General features: G+C 39.4%; 17 protein-coding genes. 12 read left to right on the forward strand and 5 right to left on the reverse strand.

Going from position 1 to position 23264, the window contains the following annotated elements:
- The first annotated feature begins 11 nt into the window (after positions 1–11).
- The 6 genes from UFO1_RS01300 to UFO1_RS24245 all read left to right on the forward strand — a co-directional run bounded on the left by UFO1_RS01300 (position 12) and on the right by UFO1_RS24245 (position 4188).
- Entirely contained in the window at positions 12–470 is a 459-nt protein-coding gene (locus tag UFO1_RS01300) for a PTS sugar transporter subunit IIA (RefSeq protein WP_038666906.1), read from the forward strand.
- Between the two features lie 81 nt (positions 471–551).
- Complete coding sequence (locus tag UFO1_RS01305; protein WP_038666909.1) at positions 552–1418, forward strand: ketose-bisphosphate aldolase; 867 nt, start codon at positions 552–554, stop codon at positions 1416–1418.
- A 170-nt stretch (positions 1419–1588) separates the two neighbouring features.
- Positions 1589–1900, forward strand: a complete 312-nt coding sequence (locus UFO1_RS01310) for a PTS fructose transporter subunit IIB (RefSeq protein ID WP_038666912.1) — start codon at positions 1589–1591, stop codon at positions 1898–1900.
- Between the two features lie 31 nt (positions 1901–1931).
- Positions 1932–3017, forward strand: a complete 1086-nt coding sequence (locus UFO1_RS01315; protein ID WP_038666915.1) for a PTS fructose transporter subunit IIC — start codon at positions 1932–1934, stop codon at positions 3015–3017.
- 195 nt (positions 3018–3212) lie between these two features.
- On the forward strand, positions 3213–3902 hold the full coding sequence (locus UFO1_RS01320) for a D-lyxose/D-mannose family sugar isomerase (RefSeq protein ID WP_038666917.1): 690 nt from the start codon (positions 3213–3215) through the stop codon (positions 3900–3902).
- 112 nt (positions 3903–4014) lie between these two features.
- The gene (locus UFO1_RS24245) at positions 4015–4188 is read left to right on the forward strand and encodes a DUF3787 domain-containing protein (protein ID WP_071841976.1); all 174 of its coding nucleotides are present in this window, start codon (positions 4015–4017) and stop codon (positions 4186–4188) included.
- 148 nt (positions 4189–4336) lie between these two features.
- On the opposite strand, the gene nifJ is transcribed toward UFO1_RS24245, so the two are convergent.
- Positions 4337–7861, reverse strand: coding sequence for a pyruvate:ferredoxin (flavodoxin) oxidoreductase (gene nifJ, locus UFO1_RS01325; RefSeq protein ID WP_038666919.1), 3525 nt, complete (start codon positions 7859–7861; stop codon positions 4337–4339).
- A gap of 293 nt (positions 7862–8154) precedes the next feature.
- On the opposite strand from nifJ, the gene UFO1_RS01330 reads away from it, so the two are divergent.
- The 3 genes from UFO1_RS01330 to UFO1_RS01340 all read left to right on the forward strand — a co-directional run bounded on the left by UFO1_RS01330 (position 8155) and on the right by UFO1_RS01340 (position 12033).
- Positions 8155–9492: an FAD-binding oxidoreductase gene (locus UFO1_RS01330; protein WP_236639307.1), complete on the forward strand. Its 1338-nt coding sequence runs from the start codon at positions 8155–8157 to the stop codon at positions 9490–9492.
- A 250-nt stretch (positions 9493–9742) separates the two neighbouring features.
- The gene (locus UFO1_RS01335) at positions 9743–10246 is read left to right on the forward strand and encodes a CBO0543 family protein (protein WP_144390854.1); all 504 of its coding nucleotides are present in this window, start codon (positions 9743–9745) and stop codon (positions 10244–10246) included.
- Between the two features lie 515 nt (positions 10247–10761).
- Positions 10762–12033 (forward strand): MFS transporter, encoded by a 1272-nt coding sequence (locus tag UFO1_RS01340; RefSeq protein ID WP_038666928.1) that lies wholly within the window; start codon positions 10762–10764, stop codon positions 12031–12033.
- Between the two features lie 33 nt (positions 12034–12066).
- On the opposite strand, the gene UFO1_RS01345 is transcribed toward UFO1_RS01340, so the two are convergent.
- Positions 12067–13695 carry a PucR family transcriptional regulator gene (locus UFO1_RS01345; protein ID WP_038666930.1) on the reverse strand — a complete coding sequence of 543 codons (1629 nt, stop codon included), beginning with the start codon at positions 13693–13695 and terminating at the stop codon, positions 12067–12069.
- A gap of 257 nt (positions 13696–13952) precedes the next feature.
- Here UFO1_RS01345 and allD point away from each other — a divergent pair, with 257 nt between their 5' ends.
- Positions 13953–15032, forward strand: coding sequence for an ureidoglycolate dehydrogenase (gene allD / locus UFO1_RS01350; RefSeq protein WP_084159766.1), 1080 nt, complete (start codon positions 13953–13955; stop codon positions 15030–15032).
- Between the two features lie 55 nt (positions 15033–15087).
- Here the strand turns inward: allD and UFO1_RS01355 are convergent, their stop codons facing one another.
- Genes UFO1_RS01355 through UFO1_RS01365 form a run of 3 tightly spaced genes read right to left on the reverse strand, consistent with a single transcriptional unit; the run spans position 15088 to position 19182 of the window.
- On the reverse strand, positions 15088–16704 hold the full coding sequence (locus UFO1_RS01355; protein ID WP_038666934.1) for a PucR family transcriptional regulator: 1617 nt from the start codon (positions 16702–16704) through the stop codon (positions 15088–15090).
- Positions 16701–17561: an alpha/beta hydrolase gene (locus UFO1_RS01360; RefSeq protein ID WP_038666937.1), complete on the reverse strand. Its 861-nt coding sequence runs from the start codon at positions 17559–17561 to the stop codon at positions 16701–16703. The genes UFO1_RS01355 and UFO1_RS01360 overlap by 4 nt, the downstream gene beginning before the upstream one ends.
- Positions 17554–19182 (reverse strand): PucR family transcriptional regulator ligand-binding domain-containing protein, encoded by a 1629-nt coding sequence (locus UFO1_RS01365; RefSeq protein ID WP_038666940.1) that lies wholly within the window; start codon positions 19180–19182, stop codon positions 17554–17556. Before UFO1_RS01365 ends, UFO1_RS01360 begins: the two co-directional genes overlap by 8 nt.
- Before the next feature lie 137 nt (positions 19183–19319).
- On the opposite strand from UFO1_RS01365, the gene fdrA reads away from it, so the two are divergent.
- Together fdrA and UFO1_RS01375 are read left to right on the forward strand one after the other, a co-directional pair.
- On the forward strand, positions 19320–22319 hold the full coding sequence (gene fdrA / locus UFO1_RS24250; protein ID WP_038666944.1) for a DUF1116 domain-containing protein: 3000 nt from the start codon (positions 19320–19322) through the stop codon (positions 22317–22319).
- Entirely contained in the window at positions 22312–23196 is an 885-nt protein-coding gene (locus UFO1_RS01375) for a DUF2877 domain-containing protein (RefSeq protein ID WP_038666947.1), read from the forward strand. The genes fdrA and UFO1_RS01375 overlap by 8 nt, the downstream gene beginning before the upstream one ends.
- Positions 23197–23264: the final 68 nt, after the last annotated feature.

The raw sequence follows: 23264 nt of genomic DNA on the forward strand, positions 1-23264 counted from the left end.
AGGATAATGAAATGCAAATTGATCATATTTTAAATGAGAATTTGATTGACTTGGATATGAAAGCGACGACGAAAGATGAGGTTATTCGAGAACTTACCAGTAGGCTTTATAAAGAGGGAAAAGTAATCCAAGAGGAAGCTTTTATTAAAGATGTTTACTTGCGTGAAGCTGAGGGGAAAACCGGCATTGGTGGGCATATAGCAATTCCTCATGGTAAATCAGATGCCGTATGCTTAACATCTATTGCTGTTGGCAGAACAAAGAACAGTTTAAAATGGGAGACACCGGATGATTTACCCGTGCATTTTGTTATTTTATTTGCGGTGAGAAATGTAGATAAAACAACAGTGCACTTGAAATTATTATCTCAAGTAGCAACTGCTTTAGCAGATGATGAAACATTGCAAAAATTATTAACGACTCAAAATAAAAAGGAAGTGATTCAATTGTTATCACAGCAGATAGAATAATAATCTATAAATAAATATTATAGATTATTAAATAATTAACAAGTGGTTTATCATTACTAATTAAAAAGGGAGTTGGTCATTATGTTAATCAACATGAAGGAAATGCTTAAAGTAGCACAGCATCATCAATTTGCCGTTCCGGCTTTTAATGCAGGAACGGGACAGCTGCTGACGGCGATGATGGAAAGCGCAGAGGAAAAACAAGCCCCCGTTATTATGGCAATCCATCCAGACGAGTTGCGCTTTTTACGTAATAGTTTTATTGCAAGTGTTATTTATGAAGCAAATCACAGCAAAATTCCTATGGTTTTACATTTAGATCATGGAGCATCGTATGAAGAATGCATGCATGCCATTCAACTGGGCTTTACTTCCGTTATGATTGATGGGTCACATTTATCTTTTGACGAAAATGTTGCTTTAACAAAAAAAGTAGTAGAAGCAGCTCGTGCCTGTGGAGTTTCTGTAGAAGGTGAACTAGGTACTATTGGTCAAACTGGAAATTCGATCGAAAAAGGTACGACTGAAATTATTTATACTAATCCAGATGATGCAAAAGAATTTGTTGAAAAAACAGGGGTAGATTCTTTAGCTGTTGCAATTGGGACAGCTCATGGCATCTATCCAAAAGGATTTACTCCTAAATTAAAATTAGACCTTATTACTAAGATAAGGAATAAAGTGGATGTTCCCTTAGTGTTACATGGTGGTTCTAGTAATCCTGATAAAGAAATTGCTAATTCTGTCAAACTAGGTATTGCTAAAATAAATATTTCCAGTGATATCAAAATGAGCTTTATGACTGCAGTGAAAAAATATTTAGATGAAACCGGTTTGGAACGAGAGCCTAATGTTATTTACCCGTCTTGCATTCGTGCCTGTCGTGACACAATAGAAGAAAAGATGGAATTGTTTAATGATATAGATAAAGTAAAATATTTTAAATAATATTCAAGAAAATATTGATCAATAAACTAAACATAAAGGCACTTATAAATAGGGAATTAAATAACAGTAGACAAAATAAAACTAAAAAATAAAGAATATTCAATTAATTATATTGTGAAAATTAGGTAATGGGTTTAAAAAATATTTCCATAAAGAAAAGAGGGAATAAAATGAAAATTGTTGGCGTAGCAGCTTGTGTAGCAGGAATTGCCCATACATACATTGCAAGGGAAAAGTTGATTAAAGCAGCAGGTAAAGCGGGTCATAAAATTCATATGGAAACCCAAGGGACAATTGGTACAGAACATGAATTAACGCCAGAACAAATTAAAGAAGCGGATATTGTAATTCTTGCTATAGATATAAATATTAAAGAAAAGGAACGATTTTCTGGGAAAAAAATTATAGAAGTTCCTACAGAAGTAGTTGTACACTCTGCTAATGGTTTGATTAAAAAAATGGAAGAAATTATACAAAATTAAGCAAATACAATAGAAGGAAGGGATAGATCTTATGAATGGTTTACAGTTAAGAAAACATGCTATGACGGGGATATCCTATATGATACCTTATGTATGTGCAGCAGGTATGTTAATGGTAATTGGGAATATCTTCGGCGGACATACAATACAAAATTATAAAGAAGGATTTTCTATTCCCGATGCGTTAACAACATTAGGAGGAGATGGATTAGGAATTTTGCCTGTATTTATTTCTACTTTTATTGCCTATTCGATTGCTGATCGCCCAGGTATTGCACCAGGATTTTTGCTAGGGTTACTTTCTAAAGCCAATGGTTTTGGATTTCTAGGTGGCTTATTAGGTGGTTACTTAGGTGGCTGGGTCGTTAACTGGCTAAAAAAAGTAATTAAAATGCCTAGCTTTGCTGAAGGTTTAGTGCCACAAATGATATTGCCCCTTTTAACTACTATTATTGTTGGTTTATTTATGGAGTATCTTGTTGGTATTCCTATTATTGCATTGGCAAATGGTATTACGACGCTTCTGACGAGTTTTCAGGGGGGCAGTTCCGTTATCGTTCTTGGCGCGATTTTGGGGATACTTTCTGCTATTGATTACGGTGGACCAATCAATAAAGTTGTATTTGTCTTTGTGCTTGCGCTTATGACGCAGGGAATTGGTGCACCTATTTCTACATTGATATCGGCTTCCATGATTGCACCTTTTGGTTTGACAATAGGTTATTTTTTAAGCAAGCTACTCAATCGAGATTTATATTCTCAACAAGAAATAGATGCTTTAAAATCAGCATTTTTAATGGGATGTTGTCAGATTACAGAAGGATCATATCCTATTATTCTTAATGATTTAGTGCGTATTACGATCTGTACGGCCATTGGTGCTGCCGTTGATGGAGCATTAACTATGTATTGGGATTGTGCCTCCGTAGTTCCGGCAGGTGGCTTCTTTGCACTTCCTGGAATTCGGAATCCGGGATTGTGGTTATTAAGTTTATTGATTGGATCAAGTGTCTTTGCTATTCTGATTCAGTTTTTAAAAAGGAAGCCTTCAGAAGCAATAGAAAGTGATGAAGAGGAAAAAGAGTTAGATTTAGCCAGTCTTAAAATTTCCGGCTAAATGTGAGTATAAAGATCATGTGATCATTGGGTACGCGTAGGAAGGTTTTTATCAATCTGCTTATTCGTACCCTATGTACATGAGCATCAGTTTACACAGATAGGAGAAAAAAATAGTAAAAGAATAGGATAATCAGCATGAATAATACGAAAATATTATGAGATAAATGGTATGTGATTAAGGAAGGGGATATATATGAAACGATCAGAAATAAACAATATTATTGAATATACCATTAAAGCAACTGAAAAATCTAAAATTCCGCTGCCTCCATTTGCTTATTATACTCTCGATGATTGGAAAGGCATAAAAGAAGATCAGCGTGAAATAGTTGATAATATGTTAGGATGGGATGTTACTGATTTTGGCAGAAATAATTTTAACCATACTGGATTAACAATATTTACATTTAGAAATGGTAATTTTAATAATAAAAATAAGTATCCAAAACCGTATTGTGAGAAGTTATTATTTGTTCGTGACGGACAAATCTTACCTTTTCATTTTCATTGGCACAAAATGGAGGATATCATTAACCGAGGTGGCGGTACATTAAAAATTACTCTATATAATTCAAATGTGAATGAAGATTTTGATGATAGCGATGTAGAAGTTACTATTGATGGAAAAGTCGAAAAAATAAAAGCGGGTGAAAATATTTTTCTTAAACCAGGTCAAAGTATCACTTTAGGCACAGGTCAATATCATCAATGGCAAGGTGTTCCTGGTACAGGTGATATTGCGTTATTTGAAGTTTCTACAACTAATGACGATAGAATAGACAATCGTTTTTATGAAGTCAAATCACGTCTTCCTGAAGTAGAAGAAGATGCGATTGCAAAGTATCTAATATTTAACGATTACGGAAAATATGTAGGATTCTAACTAGCTAGTTGGTTTTTTATCATTTTCCGGAAAAAACTAGATAAATTGATACCTCCCTAATAAAATTTCAAACTTGGAAAATACTAAGATAAGGACTAAAGGAGGTATTTATATGACTGAAAATCGTTCAAAAGAAAAGTTTCTAGCAAATCCCATCGAGCGGCATGAAACCGCGGCTTGGCGTGGGCATATCGAAAGTACGAAGCCTGAGTCAAATGTTCCGATTCCCAGTGAAGAGTCCGTGATTGAGGCTAGGGAATGGGTAAATACAAACTCCTTGTCGTAACTTTTTAAAGTAAAAATCAGGGTGTCTCAAATATTGAGACACCCTGATTTTTTACGGAACCAGAAAGTATAACACTTTCTTGATTCCAAGTAAGAACGACTAAGGCTTCTGCCTGCGTCCGAGGACTTGGCGTAAGCCAAGTCTTTTCTTAATACTGCATTTCTGCGATACGCTTTAGGGTACGATATTTTTCCTGGGCATGTTTTTCTGCAGCTGCAAACATCCCATCCGCAATTTCCGGGAAGGTCGTCTTGAGTGAGGAGTAACGAATTTCGCCCTTTAAGAAATCTTGGAAGGAGGCTGTCGGTTCTTTGGAATCGAGTACGAAAGGATTCTTACCTTGATCTTTAAGACGGGGATCGTGACGCCAGAGATGCCAATATCCCGCTTCAACGGCTTTTTTCATCTCATAAATACTTGTGCCCATACCAGTTTTAATCCCATGGTTTACGCAAGAAGCATAGGCAATAATGAGGGATGGCCCTTTGTAGCTTTCCGCTTCGGTAATTGCTTTAAGGGTTTGATTCATATTGGCCCCCATGGCGATTTGGGCGACATAAACATAGCCGTATGTTGTAGCCATAAGCCCGAGATCTTTTTTGCGAATTTTCTTCCCGGCGGCTGCGAATTTTGCAATGGCTGCTGTCGGTGTAGCCTTTGAGGCTTGGCCGCCTGTGTTAGAATAAACCTCTGTATCCATAATGAAAATGTTTACATCATCTCCGCTGGCGATGACATGGTCCAATCCGTTATAACCAATATCATAAGCAAAGCCATCCCCGCCGAGAATCCAAACCGAAGGTTTCACGAGATAATCCTTGCGGGCCATAATTTCGGACAGAATCGGATTGCTGGAGACAGTCTCCTTTTGCAGCTCTTCAAGTACGCGGGCCGCGGCTTTCTTAGACCCTGCACCATCGTCCATATTGTCAAGCCATTCTTGGAAGGACTGCTTCAAGTTTTCGCTGATCGAACTCTTTAATCCCTGGTACATGAGATCGGCAAGTTTTTCACGAATTTGTTTTGAACCAAGATACATGCCGTAGCCAAATTCGGCGTTATCTTCGAAGAGAGGGTTCATCCAGGCCGGTCCTTTTCCGTCAGCATTCGTTGTATAAGGAATGGAGGGAGAACTGCCGCCCCAGATCGAAGAACAGCCTGTAGCATTGGCAATCAGCATGCGGTCACCATATAATTGTGTGAGGAGTCTGATATAGGGAGTCTCACCGCAGCCGGGGCAAGCTCCGTTAAATTCAAGGAGAGGTTTGGCAAGCTGGCTGCCAAAGAGTGTATTTTTATCCATTACATCCGATTTTTCCGTTACCTTCATAGCAAATTCCCAGTTTTCCGATTCCATCTCAATTTCATGGTCGGCCGGCTTCATAACAAGCGCTTTTCCCGGTGCCGGACAGATATCGGCACAGTTACCGCATCCGGTACAATCAAGGGGAGCAACCTGAATACGGTAATGATATCCTTGGAGTTTCTTGTTTCTTGGTTCCGTGGTCTTAAACGTATCAGGAGCTTTTCCTTGTTCTTCATCATTTAAGAGGAAAGCTCGAATGGTCGCATGGGGGCATACATAGGCACATTGATTACATTGAATACATTTATCAATTTGCCATTCAGGAAGATAAACGGCAATTCCTCTTTTTTCGTATTTTGTTGTACCAAGGGGGTGTGTCCCGTCCTCCATTCCGACAAAGGCGCTGACTGGGAGGTCGTCCCCGTCGTGTCTGGCCATGGGACGCTGAATGTTTTTAACAAAATCAGGTTCGTCTTTTACGGACAAATCTTCATCTTTGGCATCAGCCCAAGAGGCAGGAATTTTAACCTGATGAAATCCATCAACGCCGCGGTCGACAGCCTTTTGGTTCATCTCAACAATATTAGCGCCCTTTTTGCCGTACATTTTTTCGATGGAATCCTTTAGGTACTTGATGGCGTCTTCGACGGGTATGACGTTCGCTAATTTAAAGAAAGCTGCCTGCATGATCATATTAATGCGGCCGCCGAGTCCAATTTTTTCGGCAATGGATATGGCATCTATGGTATAGAAGTTGATATTGTTTTTCGCGATATAGCGTTTGAAGAGGGCTGGTAGATGTTCATCCAGTTCTTCTGGCGTCCAAGGGCAGTTAAGGACAAAGTTACCATTCTTCTTAAGCCCTTTAAGCAGGTCGTAATGATGAAGGAATGATCGGTTATGGCAGGCAATATAGTCGGCATCGGATACTAAATAGGAGGATTTGATCGGTTTTTTGCCAAAGCGCAAATGGGATATTGTTGTACCGCCGGATTTTTTACTGTCGTATTCAAAGTATCCTTGCGCATAAAGGTCGGTATGGTCACCGATGATTTTAATCGCAGTTTTATTAGCACCGACAGTCCCGTCAGAGCCAAGTCCCCAGAATTTGCAGCTAATCGTGCCTTCTGGCGTAGTATCTACCGCCTCTTTTATCGGCAGTGAGGTGTGGGTGACATCGTCAACAATTCCAACTGTGAAGTGATCTTTAGGCTGGTTTTGTTTCAGATTCTCATACACAGCGAGGATGTGGCTGGGTGTGGTATCTTTCGATCCAAGGCCGTATCTCCCGCCAACGATCACCGGTTTTACGGACTCATGATTAAACATCTGCAGTACATCAAGATAGAGCGGTTCACCAGTTGCTCCAGGCTCTTTGGTGCGGTCCAAGACAGCAATCTTCTTCACCGATTTAGGCAAAACCGCAAAGAAATATTTCCTCGAAAACGGGCGGTATAAGTGAACTTTGAGAAGTCCAACCTTTTCGCCTTTTGACTGCAGGTAATCGATCGTTTCTTCCGTTGTGTTGCAAACTGAGCCCATGGCCACGATTATGTTCTCGGCTTCAGGATGCCCGTAGTACTCGAAGGGGTGGTATTCACGCCCAGTAATTTTCTTAAATTCTTGGAAGTAGTTTTCCACAATATCAGGAATCGCTTCGATAAAAGGATTAGAAGCCTCACGATTTTGGAAATAAATATCAGGGTTTTCAGCAGTGCCCCTTAATACAGGGTGTTCGGGATTCAGGGCCCGGTTTCTAAATTCTTCAATTGCTTTATGATCGACAAGTTTCGCAATTGCGTCAGCGGGTGTTACTTCAATTTTCTGGATTTCATGAGATGTTCTAAATCCGTCAAAGAAATGTAAGAATGGTACCCTAGACTTAATTGCGGAAAGATGGGCAATATAGCCAAGATCCATAGCTTCTTGGACATCGTTAGAGCAAAGTAAGGTAAAACCAGTTTGACGGCAGGCGTTAATATCCTGGTGATCACCGAAAATTGACAAGGCATGGGATGCTAGGGCACGGGCGGTTACATGAAAAACTGCCGGTACCAGATTACCTGCCATTTTATACATCTCAGGAATCATTAAGAGTAACCCTTGGGAAGCAGTATACGTTGTTGTAAGAGCTCCTGCCTGAAGTGAACCGTGAACTGCTCCGGAAGCACCCGCCTCTGATTGCATCTCTACAACTTTTACAGGTTGGTCAAACAAGTTTTTTTTACCGTGAGCTGATGCTTCATCAACTCCTTCGGCCATTGGCGATGAGGGTGTAATCGGGAAAATGATTGCAACCTCGGTAAGGGCGTAAGAGGCCTCAGCAGCCGCCTGATTGCCATCCATTGTTTTCATTTTTTTTGCCATAATAGAGCCACCTTTGTACAAGAATATCTGCTGTTTAGTATTTGAAGTTTACGGATCTTCATACATAGGATTTGCATTCAAGGGACGGAAATTGTAACTATTCTTCTTCTCATTCAAATAAGGTTGCTAAGGATACCGTTTAAAACGATTCGTTTTAAACGGTTGATTTTATTACTATGAGAATGCATAGATAGAGGGAGTGAAAAACAAAGCATCTGTTTCGTGTATAGTTATACTCCTGTGACAAAATCAGGGCAATTTACATAAAATAATCTAAAGAGATGTAAGAAAGGGTGAGTACATTGAATTGCCAAGAGCTAACAGGAAAGGTGATATTCCCTTGTGATGCTGCGTATAATTGGGCAAGACAAGAATTCAATGAGGCGATAAACAAATATCCTTTAGCTATTTGTTATTGTCTTACTATACAGGATATAGTTAATGCTTTATTATGGTCAGAAAGACAAGGGATACAAGTACGGATTCGTTCTGGAGGACATAATTATGAGGGCTATTCGGTTGGTACGGAGAAGCTGGTGATAGATACCTCTTTCATGAATGGTATCAAGATCAATTCTGAGGAAGATACTGTTGAAGTACAAGCTGGAACGCGACTTATGCATTTATATAAAACTCTCTATAATTCAGGATATACTTTTCCTGGTGGAACATGTATGTCGGTGGGGATTTCTGGGTTGGTACTAGGAGGTGGTATAGGCCTATCTACCCGATATTTGGGGCTCACGGCTGATAGTCTTATTGAAGCAAAAATGGTAGATGCTAATGGACAACTGTTAACTGCAAACAATTGCTGTAATGAAAAACTATTTTGGGCGTTAAGGGGAGCAGGAGGCGGGAATTACGGAGTTGTGACCTCGTACAAATTCCATTTGTCTAAGATAAATAAAATAACTCTTATTCAGTTAAGTTGGGATAATAAATCCGCTAGGCTTGAATTTTTACGAGTTTGGCAAGAGTGGTTAAGGAATTTAGATCCAAGGATCAGTGCCTTCGGTAGAATATATAAGCCAGGCCCACGGCTTTTTGGGTTCTTTTACGGATATCCCGAGGAGGCTAGGCGGATTTTGGAACCTTTTTTAAATATACCGGGAATAACCTTTGAAAATATTGAGTATGTAGACTTTATTGAAGCTGTAAAGGTAATAGGGGGAATCTATCCTAAGCGAGAAGCTTTTAAATCTACTGGGAGATTTATTGAAAGACAGCTTTCCCATTGTGAATTGGAGAATGTTATAAACATTATTGAGACCGCACCTACTGAGATCAATTCATTTATTGGACTGTACTCATTAGGCGGAGCCGTCAGGACTGTGAAAACAGATTGTACTGCTTTCTTTTACAGGCAGGCTGATTATATAATGGGAATTTCGTCTAGCTGGGATATTGAAGCAACAGCACCGGCTCACAAAGAATGGGTAGCAGAAGGCTTTCAGTATATTTATACTATATCTGCGGGTTCATATGTAAACTTTCCTTATAATAATCTGCCACATTATGAGTGCGCCTACTATGGAGGACATTTACGAGATTTAAGAAATATAAAAAGAGAATATGATCCTCATAATGTATTTGAGTTTCCGCAAAGCATTAAAACGGCCTATTCGGGATAGTTTATAGAGCAGAATTTCATCATTATAGCTGATACACAGAACCTTACCATTTTTAATGAGAAAGAGTCCTGCCAAATTTTTCTGGTGGAAAATTGGCAGGACTCTTTTTTTACGAATAAATCTAATATTCTATGTCGATGAACCTATCTTACTCGATTGCAGGTCATTTCCCAATGTACTAACTAGGAATGTTTGCCGTGGATAGTATACCCTCAAAAAGTAATAATAACTATGGGTGAAAGAAATGCTAATGAATTTAATTTTTGCAATCCTATATATAGTCGCTACCTATAAATGGGGGGACTGGCGAAATTGGCAACGCTACTATCCAACGATTCTGTTCTATGGGTTTGGCGATATCTTAGCTTTCTCTCTGTTTTATCAGCAACCTTTATGGCTATATTTCATACCAGGCCTGCCGCACTTGTTTCACGAGTTATTTGTCGTTATTGTCATGTATTCTTGTGGGGTCATCCTTTTTTTATCGAATTATCCTAAAGCGCTAGTTACCCAGTGCCTGTACATATTGTTTTGGGCGAGTCTATACACTTTCTTGGAATGGTTTGCTATTAAAACAGGTAATTTTATCCATTTAAATGGGTGGTCGTTAGTTTGGTCCTTCCTATTTTACATGATTATGTTTCCCACATTTCAATTACATCAAAAAAGGCCATTGCTGGCCTTATGTATTTTGTTTGGTGGTCTTGCATTACTCCTTTACTTATTTCGCGTACCCGTAGAGCTTGTTAAATAGTTAATTTTGCACTGTTATTTGTGGTGTGGAGAACGATATCATCTTTAATGGCTAAAAGTGGACTATATCCTTATAGTGTAAGGATATAGTCCACTTTATTATATTTTGTGATGAAGGGAAATGATTTATGGAAAGAAACTGGCTGTATTGCTATTCTGCTAAAAAGTCCATTAGGGCTATGTATTGGTATTATCTAACATCAACTGTATAAGTCCTGTAAACAAGAAGAAAAATGATTGGGCAATATGCACATTTGTAACTTGATATTTAAAAGAATATGCTCTAGACGAAGAAATGCTTATCAATATATACTTTAAATAAAATAATGGAATGTTAACAGTGATGTCGCAAAAATGCAAGGGTTGAAGGTATGGGACGTAACATTATGTGATGATGGCATTGTAATTAGAAAAATCAATGGATGGTGGGTCGCTTTTTTATTTTAAGTGATTTAGTCGAAATATTATGAATTTTAGTATGAAAATAATTTCATACTAAAAATTGGGGGGCGTACTATGTTTAAAAATTCGGCCAGGGTCAGCCGGGGATTTCATTGGAAGGCACGTTATACCGTTTTGAGTATACTTTGGGTTGGATGGTTATTTTCTTTTTTAGATAGAATGGTAGTTAGCATTGCCTTACCATTTATTGGAAGAGAATTCCAGCTGAATGCTGCATCGCAAGGAATGATCCTTAGCACTTTTTTTGCAGGCTATGCAATATTTCAAATACCTGGCGGGATGTTAGCTGATAAATTTGGTCCGAGAAGGGTAATGGCTTTTGCTATAGTATGGTGGTCCGTTTTTACAAGTCTCACGGGTATGGTTCTTTCTTATCCGTTGATGTTGATATGCCGATTTGTTTTTGGTATAGGTGAAGGTTGTTTTCCAGGATCGTCTTTCAAAACAATAGCAATGTATTTTCCGCCGAAGGAAAGAGCAACCGCAACGGCCATTCAAGGTTCTGTCAATGCATTAGGACCGGCAGTTGCTTCGTTAGTTGCGGCTGGAATCATTGCTGCCTTTGGCTGGAATACGGTTTTTATTACTTTGGGTATACCTGGTTTAGTAATTGGATTGGCAATCTGGTTTTACGTTAAGGACAACCCTGCTGAGCACCCTCATATTACACCGGAAGAATTATCTGAGCTAAATTTAGTATCTCCGGATGTTTCTAACTCGAATATTAGCTATCAGAAAATAACATTTAAAGAGTTTTTGCAAAAACCAGTTTTGTGGCAAATGCTATTAATTTGGTTTTTATTTGATATTACGTTTTGGGGATTTATATCATGGCTACCTTCTTATTTGATGGAAGTACGGGGGTTTTCATTACTTAAGACAGGCTTTTATGGGTCGCTTCCTTTTTTCATTGGAACAATAGGAATGCTGATCGGCGGTTACTTATCAGACTATTTTAAGGGAAAAAGAAAATGGTTATTTATACCAAGCTCGTTGATGGCAGCCTTTTTTATATATATGACTTTTAGTGTCGCTGCACCGAATATGGTGATTGTTTATCAAAGTGTTGCCGCGTTGTTTATGTTTTTGGCTTATGCTGCATTTTGGGGGCTTGTTGTTGATTCAATTCCAGCGGATATTATGGGAGCGGGTTCGGGAATGGTTAATCTAGGTGGGCAAATAGCAGGGCTTGTCTCTCCTTTTGCTATGGGACATCTGATTGACTTGAATAAAGGATCTTTTGATATGGCATTTGCTTTTTTGGCTATTGCGGCTATCGGATCTGCTGCCGTCGCTTTTACTGTGAAAATAGAGGCACTGAAATAGTGTGGTCTTTCTAGTTATAGGAAGAAAAAATGATTACTCTTTTAAAATTTTTCTTCTTCTAAGAGCTAGTCTCAAGCAAAAAAGCTGTTCTCTATTTTCTAGGTCCAGTCCACTTATGTCAGCAATTCGTTCGAGTCGATTTGCTAAGGTATTTCGGTGAACATAGAGTTCTTTAGCTGTGGCAGCAAGGCTTTTATCAAATTCTAGATATTTTTCTAGTGTTTTAAGAAATTCTGTGCCTTGGTTTTGGTCAGATTTTTCTAGTTTATCAATCATAGGATTATAAAGTTGGGTGAGAATATGTGTTGTCTCCTTGTCAGCAAGGAGGATGGAATAGCCTGCAATGTCATAAGGATGTGTCGTGTTTCCAGGGCCTTTAAGTAGACGACCAAGTTTTAGGCAAGCTAATGCATTATGGAAACTTTGGCGCACAGCGCGAATGTCTAGTTCTGGAGTACCGATACCAATGGATACTTTTCTAAGTGGATTAATGTTGGCAAAAGATTGTTGTAGTTTTTCATACATTTCATTTTCTTGATTAAAATTATTGATGGATGCTAATAAAACAATAATTTTCCCTGCCCGCTCGGATACTAAGGACAATGAATATCTTGCAGCAATGATTTGTTGAACGATTTCATATAGTCTGACAGAGAGAATAGGTAGGGTGTATTCATTTTCTGCAGTATCGGGTTCAATAATTAAGCATTTATAAACTTTAGCTTGGGTTAGCTTGGAAGTATCAATAATTTCGCTAGAATTGGGTTGGTTAAGATCACTGAATAGTAGATATTCCAGGATGTCTCGGGAGTATAGCTTGTGACTTTCGGTTACGGCTTTTTGTTTCAAAAATTCCAAAGTAGCAACTGTGCAGGCATGTTCTATCGCTACTAAATTAATATCAGAGAAAGCGCTGGATCTTTGAAGTATAGTTATATATCCAAAAATTTCATTGCTAGATAAAATCTTACCTGATATTTTCAGATAAGAGTGATTTTGAACTGTAATTGATTGGACGTAGGAATTTTTGTCTGAAAAGCTGCTAGTGGGTTGAGGGCAAAGCAAGAGTTTGTTTAGAGCTACAAGGATATTTGTATCCTGTCCAGGGATATTAGCTGGTAGCCAGTGATTAATTAACATGCCATTTACGTCATAGCAAGCAACAGGGCATTGTGTGATTTTACCTAAACAGCTAATAATTGCAGGCAATCCGTCTCCACTCATAGCTACAGTTGTCATTGATTTATAAATCTCATTAGAGCGTTGCAATAGTACGGATTGGCGATTTACGATATTACTGATGATCGGATTCATAATTTCAGATAAAGATAAATTTAAGGGAAGTTCTAATATTGGAAAGTCTAAGTAATTTGCTATATCAAGCATCTTCTGAGGGATTTCTGGTAAAAAACGTTTGGTTTTAATGCCAAGGCCAGCACAACGACATGCCTTGAGTTGCTTAAGTAGTTGCTCTTGCAAAAGAGGATTATCTTTAACGGTATAAGCGGTTGTTAAAATCAAATCTCCAGCCTTAGCCCAGTTTTCAATGTCGGGGGAATCCATTATATTTACAGACTCAACTATGTTGTTCAGCCCATTGGCACCTGCAACTAGCGATATCGATTGTTCTTGAAACAGTTGTAAAACATCTTGGATTTTCATAGGCACCTCGACTTTCTGTATTTAGAGTTTTAGTCACTATTCGACTAATTATGCTAAGTTCCTTTATGGATTGAGCAATTTTCAAGCCATCTACGTAAGGTGTTAGAGAAGTTTAATTTATTTGTTCAAAACAGACAAATCAAGTAGGACAAATTATCCTGTATGGATGATGCAAATAAGGGAAAAGAAAAGTACAATAAACGTAAAGCATCTAGAAAAAATCAGATGGAAATAGAATAAAAGGGGTGTTATTTATTATGAGTAGCCAGGAGATGGTATTGGTAAACAAGGAAGAATTGCATCAGTTGATTAAGAATAAGGTGATGAAGGCTGGCTTGCCCGAGGATCATGCGCAGGAAGTTGCCAACCACTTGAGCTACGCAGATGGCAGAGGGGTACATTCCCATGGAGCTGTGCGTGTGGAATACTATTCGGAACGGATATCCAAGGGAGGCAGCAATGCGAAGCCTAATTTCTCCTTTAGGAAAACAGGACCCAGCACAGGTATTTACGAAGGGGACAACGCAGTAGGAATGGTTGTAGCAAAAAATGGTATGATTGAAGCAATAAAGCTTGCTAAGGAAACTGGAATCGGTTTTGTCGGCATGCGTGAGTTGGGGCATTGTGGCACCCTTTCATATTTTCTCAGAATGGCTACCGACGAAAATATGATCGCCATGTCCATGTGCCAGTCCGACCCTATGGTGGTGCCTTATGGATCAGCAGATCCATACTTTGGAACAAACCCTATCGGCTTTGCCGCTCCTTGTGCAGGGCGTTCTCCAATTGTATTTGATATGGCTACTACAGTAGGGGCTTGGGGAAAGGTTTTGGATGCCAGAGCAAAAAACAAGCCTATTCCTGAAACATGGGCGGTAGACAAGAATGGACATCCTACCACTGATCCATTTGCTGTTGGTGGCCTTCTGGCGATTGCAGGTTCCAAGGGCTATGGCCTCATGATGATGGTCGATATTTTGTGCGGCTCTTTGCTCGGCATTCCATCTGGAAAGCATGTAAGCTCCATGTACGCCGATCTTTCTGCTGGACGTGAATTGGGACAGGTTCATCTGGTAATAAATCCCGATTATTTTACATCTATTGATACATTTAAAAACAACGTGAGTAAAATGGTGGATGAGATTCATGAGCTCCGCCCGGCTTTGGGTTTTGATAAGGTACTGGTTCCAGGTGAATCTTCAGAAAAGAAGGCGAAAGAATATGAAAAGAGTGGAATTCCCATAGTAAAGGAAATCTATGATTATCTTGTCAGTGATGACATCCATTACAACCGCTATGAGGGGAAAAGCGCTTTTGCATCGGATACATTAGATTAAAAGAAAAGTAATAAGCAAAGGGTCTCAACTGATGTTGAGATCCTTTTGCTTATCACTATAATTTGGAAATCAGCAGTGCAAGCCGCAGCTGTAAAGAAAAATCTGGATTGGAGAGAGGCGTGTCTAATAAATCATTTAGTCTTGCTATCCGGTATTTTACAGTGTTGCGGTGGATATAGAGCACTCGGGCCGTTTCGGCAATATCGCCCTGACAATCCAAGTAGGTCTGAAGCGTCTGGCGGAGAATTACCTGCGCTTCCTGCTCTGGGTAAGCCAGAGATTTTAAAATGCAGGTGCAGAAATGGTGGGCATGTTCCTGAGGGACAAAGCGCAAAAGCTCCGAAACGCCTTGAGAATAATAGGTGCGGAAAAAAGCTTTCCTGCCCTCCACTCTGCATTGATGGTAAATTTCTTCCGCCTCAATGCGCGAGAATGGCAGAGAATGGAGAGAAGTAACCGGATTCCCCGCAGCACAGGAAATGGAAACAGAGAGAAATGCAGTCATTTGCTCTCTGATGAAAGCAAGGGAACTTTCCAGATTTTCCACAGGATTTTGCAAGAGTATCATTATTGTTTCGCTTTTCTGGCAGGAAAATAAAATGGCATTTTCCCCGAAAATTGCTACATGCCGCTCCATCCAGTCATACACAAGGGAATAGAGATCTGAGCGCACAGGATTGTTCTCCTCCAGCAAGCCATCGATCCCCACAATAAGGAATCTGTAATAATCGGAGGAAACCAAACCAAGGTCGGCGCCCTGCTCCAGAAAAGCTGTGGTGTCGGTATTGCTGGTGCTGTGGGTCAGCCGCCGTAAAAAATCCTCCCGTATTCTCCTGTGTAATTCTTTGAGTTTTTGATTTTTGTAAAGGGAAAAAGCGGTGGCAGCGGCAGTCTGTTCAATTACAAGATAAGAGAAGGGATAAGGAATTTTTTCTTCTTCCAGCACAATAAGCAGGTGGGGATGGACAGAAGCGGGCCAAACGGGAAAGATCCATGCGGTAAACGGGCGGGAAGCCTGAACATACAGGGAAGAGGGGACAGACTCGGAAGGAGAGTTTCTAAATTTTCCGCTTTCTTTTATGGCGGCTATTGTCTGATTCATCCCCATCGTTTCCTTACCCATAGGAAGGGAGGTGTCTATTATTTCCCAAAAGGGGTCGGTCAAAAACACCACTTGCCGGACTGTCCGGCTCAGATGGGCAAGGAGAGCAGAAATAGGAGTGTCTTTTATCAGCATTTGGGAATACTCCCGTTGAATTTTCAGAGCGTTTAGAAGCTGTTGATTTTCTACATTCCAGAGGTAGGAGAGGAGTTGATGGCAGGTTATTCCCAGCGTCCAGGAAGCAGGAATCTGAAGCAGGGGAAAATGAAGCTTATCGGCGGTTTCGAGAATAGAGGGATCCAGTTCGTCGATAAACCGGCCCAGCTTCACGCAGATTCCAGCAATGGGGAGACAGTTTAATTCCTCAATCATCCGGCAGAAGCCGGCCGAATCCTCTTTAAAGGCCATGCCGGTTGTAATCAGCAAGGTATGGGGTTTGATAAAAAATGTAATGTCCGGCGTTTCCGAAATATCGGCGCTGTCCACCTTACGAGACAAATCGGCGGCCCGGTTCAAAACGGTCATTTGAGAGAAGGGCGGGTTTTTTAAAAGTTCTGCAATAGAAATCATATTCTATCTTCCAGCCATTTTATTATTTCTTCATATGTCAATCTTCCTGACTCATCGTTTACATCTCTATCGAAGTCGTGGACTTCTCTGTAGATTGTTATAAGGTGTGAGTTTGGGATTAGCTTACGTAGTGTCTTTGTCATTCTATATGGCACATCTGGGTCTAGGGTTGCCGCTGCCAATATTGTCGGCGGGAAAGCTTTAAGTTTTTCGTCATCTAATGAGTATTTTTTTGGATCTTCTTTTCCACAGAGGTGCTTTATCCACATTCCTTCCTGTCTAGCCTTTATATAGAGGGAAAATCTCAAATTCATTGGGCCATATGTCACCGGGCTATCCGAGATAATTTTTTCTATGCTTTCATCCGGTACGCTGGCTAACTTGTTATAATATTTGTTTGGTGTGTTAAATTGAACTTCGTCAAGCCTCGCATATCCATACAGGCTTATGATTGCCATTGGCATTAAGGCTTCATTTTTAATTAACATATCACACATCATAAAAGAGAGATAGGCTCCTGCCGACCTCCCAAATAGCACGTATTTATTATTTTTTAATTCAAATACCTTGTCCAGATTTTTCAAATAGAAGAAAAGCATTTCGAAGACTGATTTTAAAATCATGTCCAGTTTTGATTCCGGCGCTAATGGATAATCTAGCGCCAAAAAATCATACCCTGCGTTTAAAAAATTATTTATATAAATTTCCGGCAGGTCGTCTCTCACTCCATAAAGCAGTCCGCCGCCATGAAAATATAGTATCGTTATGTTTTTTCTATTATTTTTTGCCTTATACAAATTCACATTCAATTTGATATTTTCTTCTGTCACAAAGCTGAAAATTTCCGGTTTATTCATTAATTTTTCCCCCGTCAATCAGTTTAAACAGCCTTGAGGCTATTTGAATTTGAAGTAGTTCCTCCGGGTTCATAAAATCTATGTCCAGCAGATTTTTTATCTTGTCAATTCTATACCTCACAGTCTTTGGGTGAAGAAACAGCTTTTCAGAGGTGAGGATATAGTTCTGATTTGTGTCCAGAAAGGTTTTTAGAGTCTCGAATAGTAGTGGATACTCGTGTCTGAAACTAGCTATTCTGGGAGATATGAACTTTTTAAGATCGTCCAGGCTGTTTGAGTCTAAGAATAGTTTGTAAATGCCTAGCTCTTCATAGGGCAATATTTTATTCGAATTGTAGAATAACATTAGTACTTTTAACGTGTCCAAAACTTCTCTGTTTGCTTTGGGAATACCCAATTTTTCTACTTTCGAGCTAATACTTACATAGTAATAGAACTCTTTAAACAGGTCATTTTCAACTAGCGGATTCATTATTTTTTCAATAGAGTCCGCATTAATGCTATTTTGATTATCGCTAAAATTAAGTATAAACACCACTATATCCAATTTTTCCAAGAAAATTATATCTTTGAAACTGGATTTAAATTTGATTCTAATCTGCCTTAGAGTTTGGGGCATGAGATTTTTGCCCACATTTCTTTTTTCGTCTCGTTGATACAGCTTTATGAGAATCACTTGGTAGTGCTTATGTCTATTTATATTAAGGGATTCCAGTACCTCATCTATGTCTTTTTCCGCGTAGAGTCTGTCATTTAATAAGTCGCCTATGATGTTGTTTTTTTGTTGAAATAGATTTTGCGAGATTATATAGTTTTTTAATAGTTCCATCTGTAAAAATTTTACTGCGTTTTCTATTACCATGAAATCTTCTGAACTAATTTGATCCGGCAGTTCGTGGATAACCAGTTCGTAGTCATCATATACGAGATGGGGTATACGGACTCTAATCTGTTTGCCGGCTATCTTTGGATTAGTGCCATTATAGACTACAGTTTTACGCTCATACTTGAAATGCACGTACTTCTCAGTTGAAACTTCACTTGTATCTATTACTGTCACGTCGCAAAGTTCAGGGTTTGTGCTGATTTCAGTTCCCTTTGCAGAATTAATAAGGCTTACATCACGAAGTATCATTTTTTTAAATTCACATAGTATATTGTCCATTGACGGCATTTTCATCGCAAGGCTGGTTAGCTCGCTATGTACTTCGTAATACTTATTTAGCAGGTTCATATTTTTATTTATTATTGGCCCTAATATCTCGAGAATGATGGATTCATATTTTACATCCTTACTAATCTGGATTAACGGGATTAAATAGTTGTCGCAAAGCTCGATTATTTTATTTGGTATCTGGGTAACAAGCCTATCGATCTTAATTATAACCGCACTAATGCCTATGTTATGGAGTTTTTCAAAAAATACGTCCAATTCACTATCGCTCAAATTTTGCAGAGCAAAAAAACTGGTAAGGATAACCTCTCCAGAACGCCCCCAATTTGCTATATCAGTTGCCTCAAGTACGTTGACACCATGTATTTCATTTAAGATTCCATTTTTGCCGGCTATTAATTTTGTCCCATAAAGGGATGGCATTTTTAGTATGTCTTTGATGTTCAAATTACTACTCCTTTATCCTTTGAGTATAAAAAAACCATGATTTTTATGATTTTATGCCAATGATAATGCAAAAAAATAGTGATATAATGGCGATAATTGATTTAACGAAATATTAACACAATAAAGGAGATTTGGAAATGCTATATACGGTAATTAAGAAAAATAGTTATCAAGATTCGATCAATCTTATGTTGCTCACTAATTCAATTAATACTCTTGCTGGTATAACAAAGTGCTCAATAATGATGGGTACTGACGCAAATAAGGACATCCTTAAAAATAGTGGACTTCTTACAGCAGAAGCTGAAAGTGCAGCTCCAAGTGATATGATTATCGTAGTCGAGACAGCGGATGAAAAGATTGTTGAAAATGTTCTTAGTGAAACGGATAAGTTCTTAAATGACCTGGCTGTTAAAAGAAAGAATAATAACGCCCTAAGTGTAACCAGTATAGAGGCTGCATTAGAAGAGATGCCTGATGCGAATTTAGCATTGTTTTCAATACCGGGAGAATACGCAGCCGACGAGATCGAAAAAGCTCTTGATCAAGGACTGCATGTATTTTCCTTCACCGATAATATCTCATTAGAAGATGAAGTGAGACTTAAGCAGAAAGCGCATGAAAAGGGACTATTATTGATGGGGCCTGACTGTGGAACGGGAATTATTTCCAGTATCCCCATCGCGTTTACAAATGTTGTAAGACCTGGGAACATCGGTATCGTTGGAGCTTCTGGAACGGGCATACAAGAAGTTACGACCATTATCGACAGGCTAGGTGGTGGCGTTGTACATGCAATCGGCACAGGCGGACGTGATTTGAGCGAAGAAGTCAATGCGGTAACCGTTCGTGATGCGATATTGGGACTTGAATATCACGACCCTACTGATGTAATTGTAGTCATTTCAAAACCACCGGCCAAAAAAGTCAGGGATGAAATTGTAGAGCTGCTGCATAGTGTTACAAAACCTGTAGTTGCCATATTCCTCGGCGAAAAGCCGGATCATCATGAGGGTAATGTATATTTGGCACATACTCTCGAAGAAACGGCAATGATTGCGCTGGACCTTGCAAAGAACAGACCTGTTAAACCTAATTATATGGAAGAAATAAACTATGAGGTACAGACTCCACTGGCACTAGATAAAACCGTAAAGGGACTATACTCCGGCGGTACACTTGCTGCCGAAGCGGGAATGCTTATCACTGAGGCCCTAGGGCTTGGAAAATTGACTAAAAAAGAGGGATATATCCTCAGCGTCAATGGATACGAAGTAATGGATCTCGGTGATGACATCTACACACAAGGCAAACCACATCCGATGATCGATCCAGAAATTAGAATCAAAAAGATCGGAGAATATGCAACTGATGAGAATACAGGAGTCATACTTCTTGACTGCGTACTAGGATACGGCTCACATCCGGATATGGCAGGGGCATTATCCGATGCAATCAAGGATGCAATACAGACAGCAAAGGAAAATGGACGGGAACTGTATTTCGTAGCAACTGTCTGTGGAACGGAGTACGATCCGCAAAGCTACCAGCAATCAATAAAAAAATTGAAAGAATGCGGTGTATTGGTAGAAGAAAGTAATGCAAAGGCAGTAAGACTTGCCCTTAAATTAAAAGGAATAGACTTCAAAGAAGTTGATAAATACGTAGTAGAAAGACATGCTGAAAAGAAAGCACTGCCAAAAGTCAGCGATAGTGTCATTGACCTTTTAAACTCCAAACCGCGTATTGTAAATATCGGCCTTTCAAGCTTTACAGAATCGATTCTGGCGTATGGCGGAAGTACGGTACAATACGATTGGAAACCGGCGGCAGGCGGCAATAAACAACTGATAAAGATATTAAATAAACTTTCAAAAATGGAAGAGATAGAAAAAGCCAATAGCGAAGTCATTGACAAAATGAAAAGCTCGCAGCCCTTCCTGATGGACGTAGTACCTGCAAAATCAGTCATAGAAATCTTAAATGATAGAGTATTACTTCATGCAGGACCACCGATCGAATACAAAAATATGACAGGACCAATGAAGGGTGCCTGTATTGGGGCGATATTATTCGAAGGTTGGGCAAAGGATGAAAAGAGCGCAACGGAATTGCTGGAAAGTGGAGGGGTGAAATTCACACCTTGCCATCACGTAAACGCAGTAGGTCCTATGGGTGGAATTACGTCAGGCAACATGCCAGTGTTTGTAGTAAATAATAAGCTGGATGGATCCATTGGCTATTGCATCATGAACGAAGGCATCGGAAAAGTACTTCGATTCGGAGCTTTTTCGGAAGAAGTTGTAAATAGATTAATATGGATGAGAGATTGTTTAGGACCGGTATTATCGAAAGCGCTGCAGAGAAAAGAGGGCGGTCTCAACCTGAACGTACTCATTGCCAAGGCCATTACCATGGGTGATGAATTTCACCAAAGAAATATCGCTGCCACACTGAACTTTCTGAAAGAAATCACCCCGCTCATCACAGAGCTTGACATTGACGAAAAAGAAAAATACAGCGTAATAAAATTCTTGGCAGATACAGATCAATTTTTCTTAAACATCATGATGGCAGCCAGTAAATCCATCGTAGATTGTGCAAGAAAAGTTACAAACGGTACGGTAGTTACAACAATGGCTAGAAATGGAGAGAATTTTGGCGTAAAAATAAGCGGAATGGGCGATGAATGGTTCACAGCACCCGTTAACACTCCAAACGGACTCTACTTCACAGGCTATTCGGAAGGTGACGCAAATCCGGATATCGGAGACAGTGCCATCACAGAAACAGTGGGCGTCGGGGGCATGGCCATGGTGGCAGCTCCTGGAGTTACAAGATTTATCGGTGCGGGCGGATTCCATGACGCATTAAAAATCTCAGATGAAATGGATCAAATCTGTATTTCTAATAATTCGAATTGGAGCATTCCAACTTGGGACTTCAAGGGAGCGTGCCTCGGGATCGACGCTAGAAAAGTAGTGGCAACTGGCATTACGCCTCTGATCAATACGGGAATAGCGCATAAAAACATGGGAGTAGGTCAGATCGGAGCTGGAACAGTGCGTGCACCGCTGGCTTGCTTTGAAAAAGCAATCATTGCATATGCGAAAAAATTGGGGATAGACGTTGAGTAGTAATGAACTCAAACATAATAGAGAGGTAAAGAGCAATCTATTGCCTCTCTATCTTAAAAACCATCGCGTCGGTAAAGTGCACAGCAAATTTAATATCGGGCTCAATGTACAATTTGATGATGCTTTAATTTATGTTGGTGGTGGCGGGAGTCCCCTTTCTTCATTCGGACTGAATATAGAAGAAGAGAAGCTAAACGCGATACTTACTTCTGTAAGAATCGATGATATGGTTGTAAACAAAGATGATAAGTTAATTTTTTATAGTGTGGATGGAACAATAAATATTTATTATAAAGAGATAGAAGAGGTAGATTTAACGCTTCCAAAAATCAAATGCAGCATTAATGAGATACCTAATACTGGACTATATAACTATTTAGAAAACATTGAATTTGAAAAATGTATAGGAATCAAATTAGATGAAGAAACCAGTAAACATGTAGATTTATTATTGAATTCCGATAAGGCAGATTGGAATATCAATGTTATGATTATAAGATTTTTTGCCGGCAGAGGTAAAGGATTGACACCTAGCGGAGATGACATTCTCATAGGATTTACACTAGCGCTTATGATGTTTGGCAAATTCAATATTTGGAGGCAGGCTCTTGAATCGGGGGTCACCAGAGATAGAACGACCATGATAAGTGTGGCATATCTCAGTGCTTTATTAGAAGGGTATGCAAGCGAGTATTTTATACGGCTTGTAAAGCTGATAGACGATGTAGAGATGGCTGCAATTGAAGAAACAATAGAAGAAGTACGGTCATTTGGTCATACTTCAGGAAATGATACATTGTTTGGATTTTTATTGGGGTTAAAATTTTTACGTAATCAGAAAGTATACACTTTCTCGATTCCAAGTAAGAACGACTAAGGCTTCTACCTTCGTCTGCGGACTTGGTCGAAACCAAGTCTTTTCTTAACAAATCAATGGGAGGGATA

It is taken from the genome of Pelosinus sp. UFO1 (assembly GCF_000725345.1).
Lineage (GTDB): Bacteria > Bacillota > Negativicutes > DSM-13327 > DSM-13327 > Pelosinus.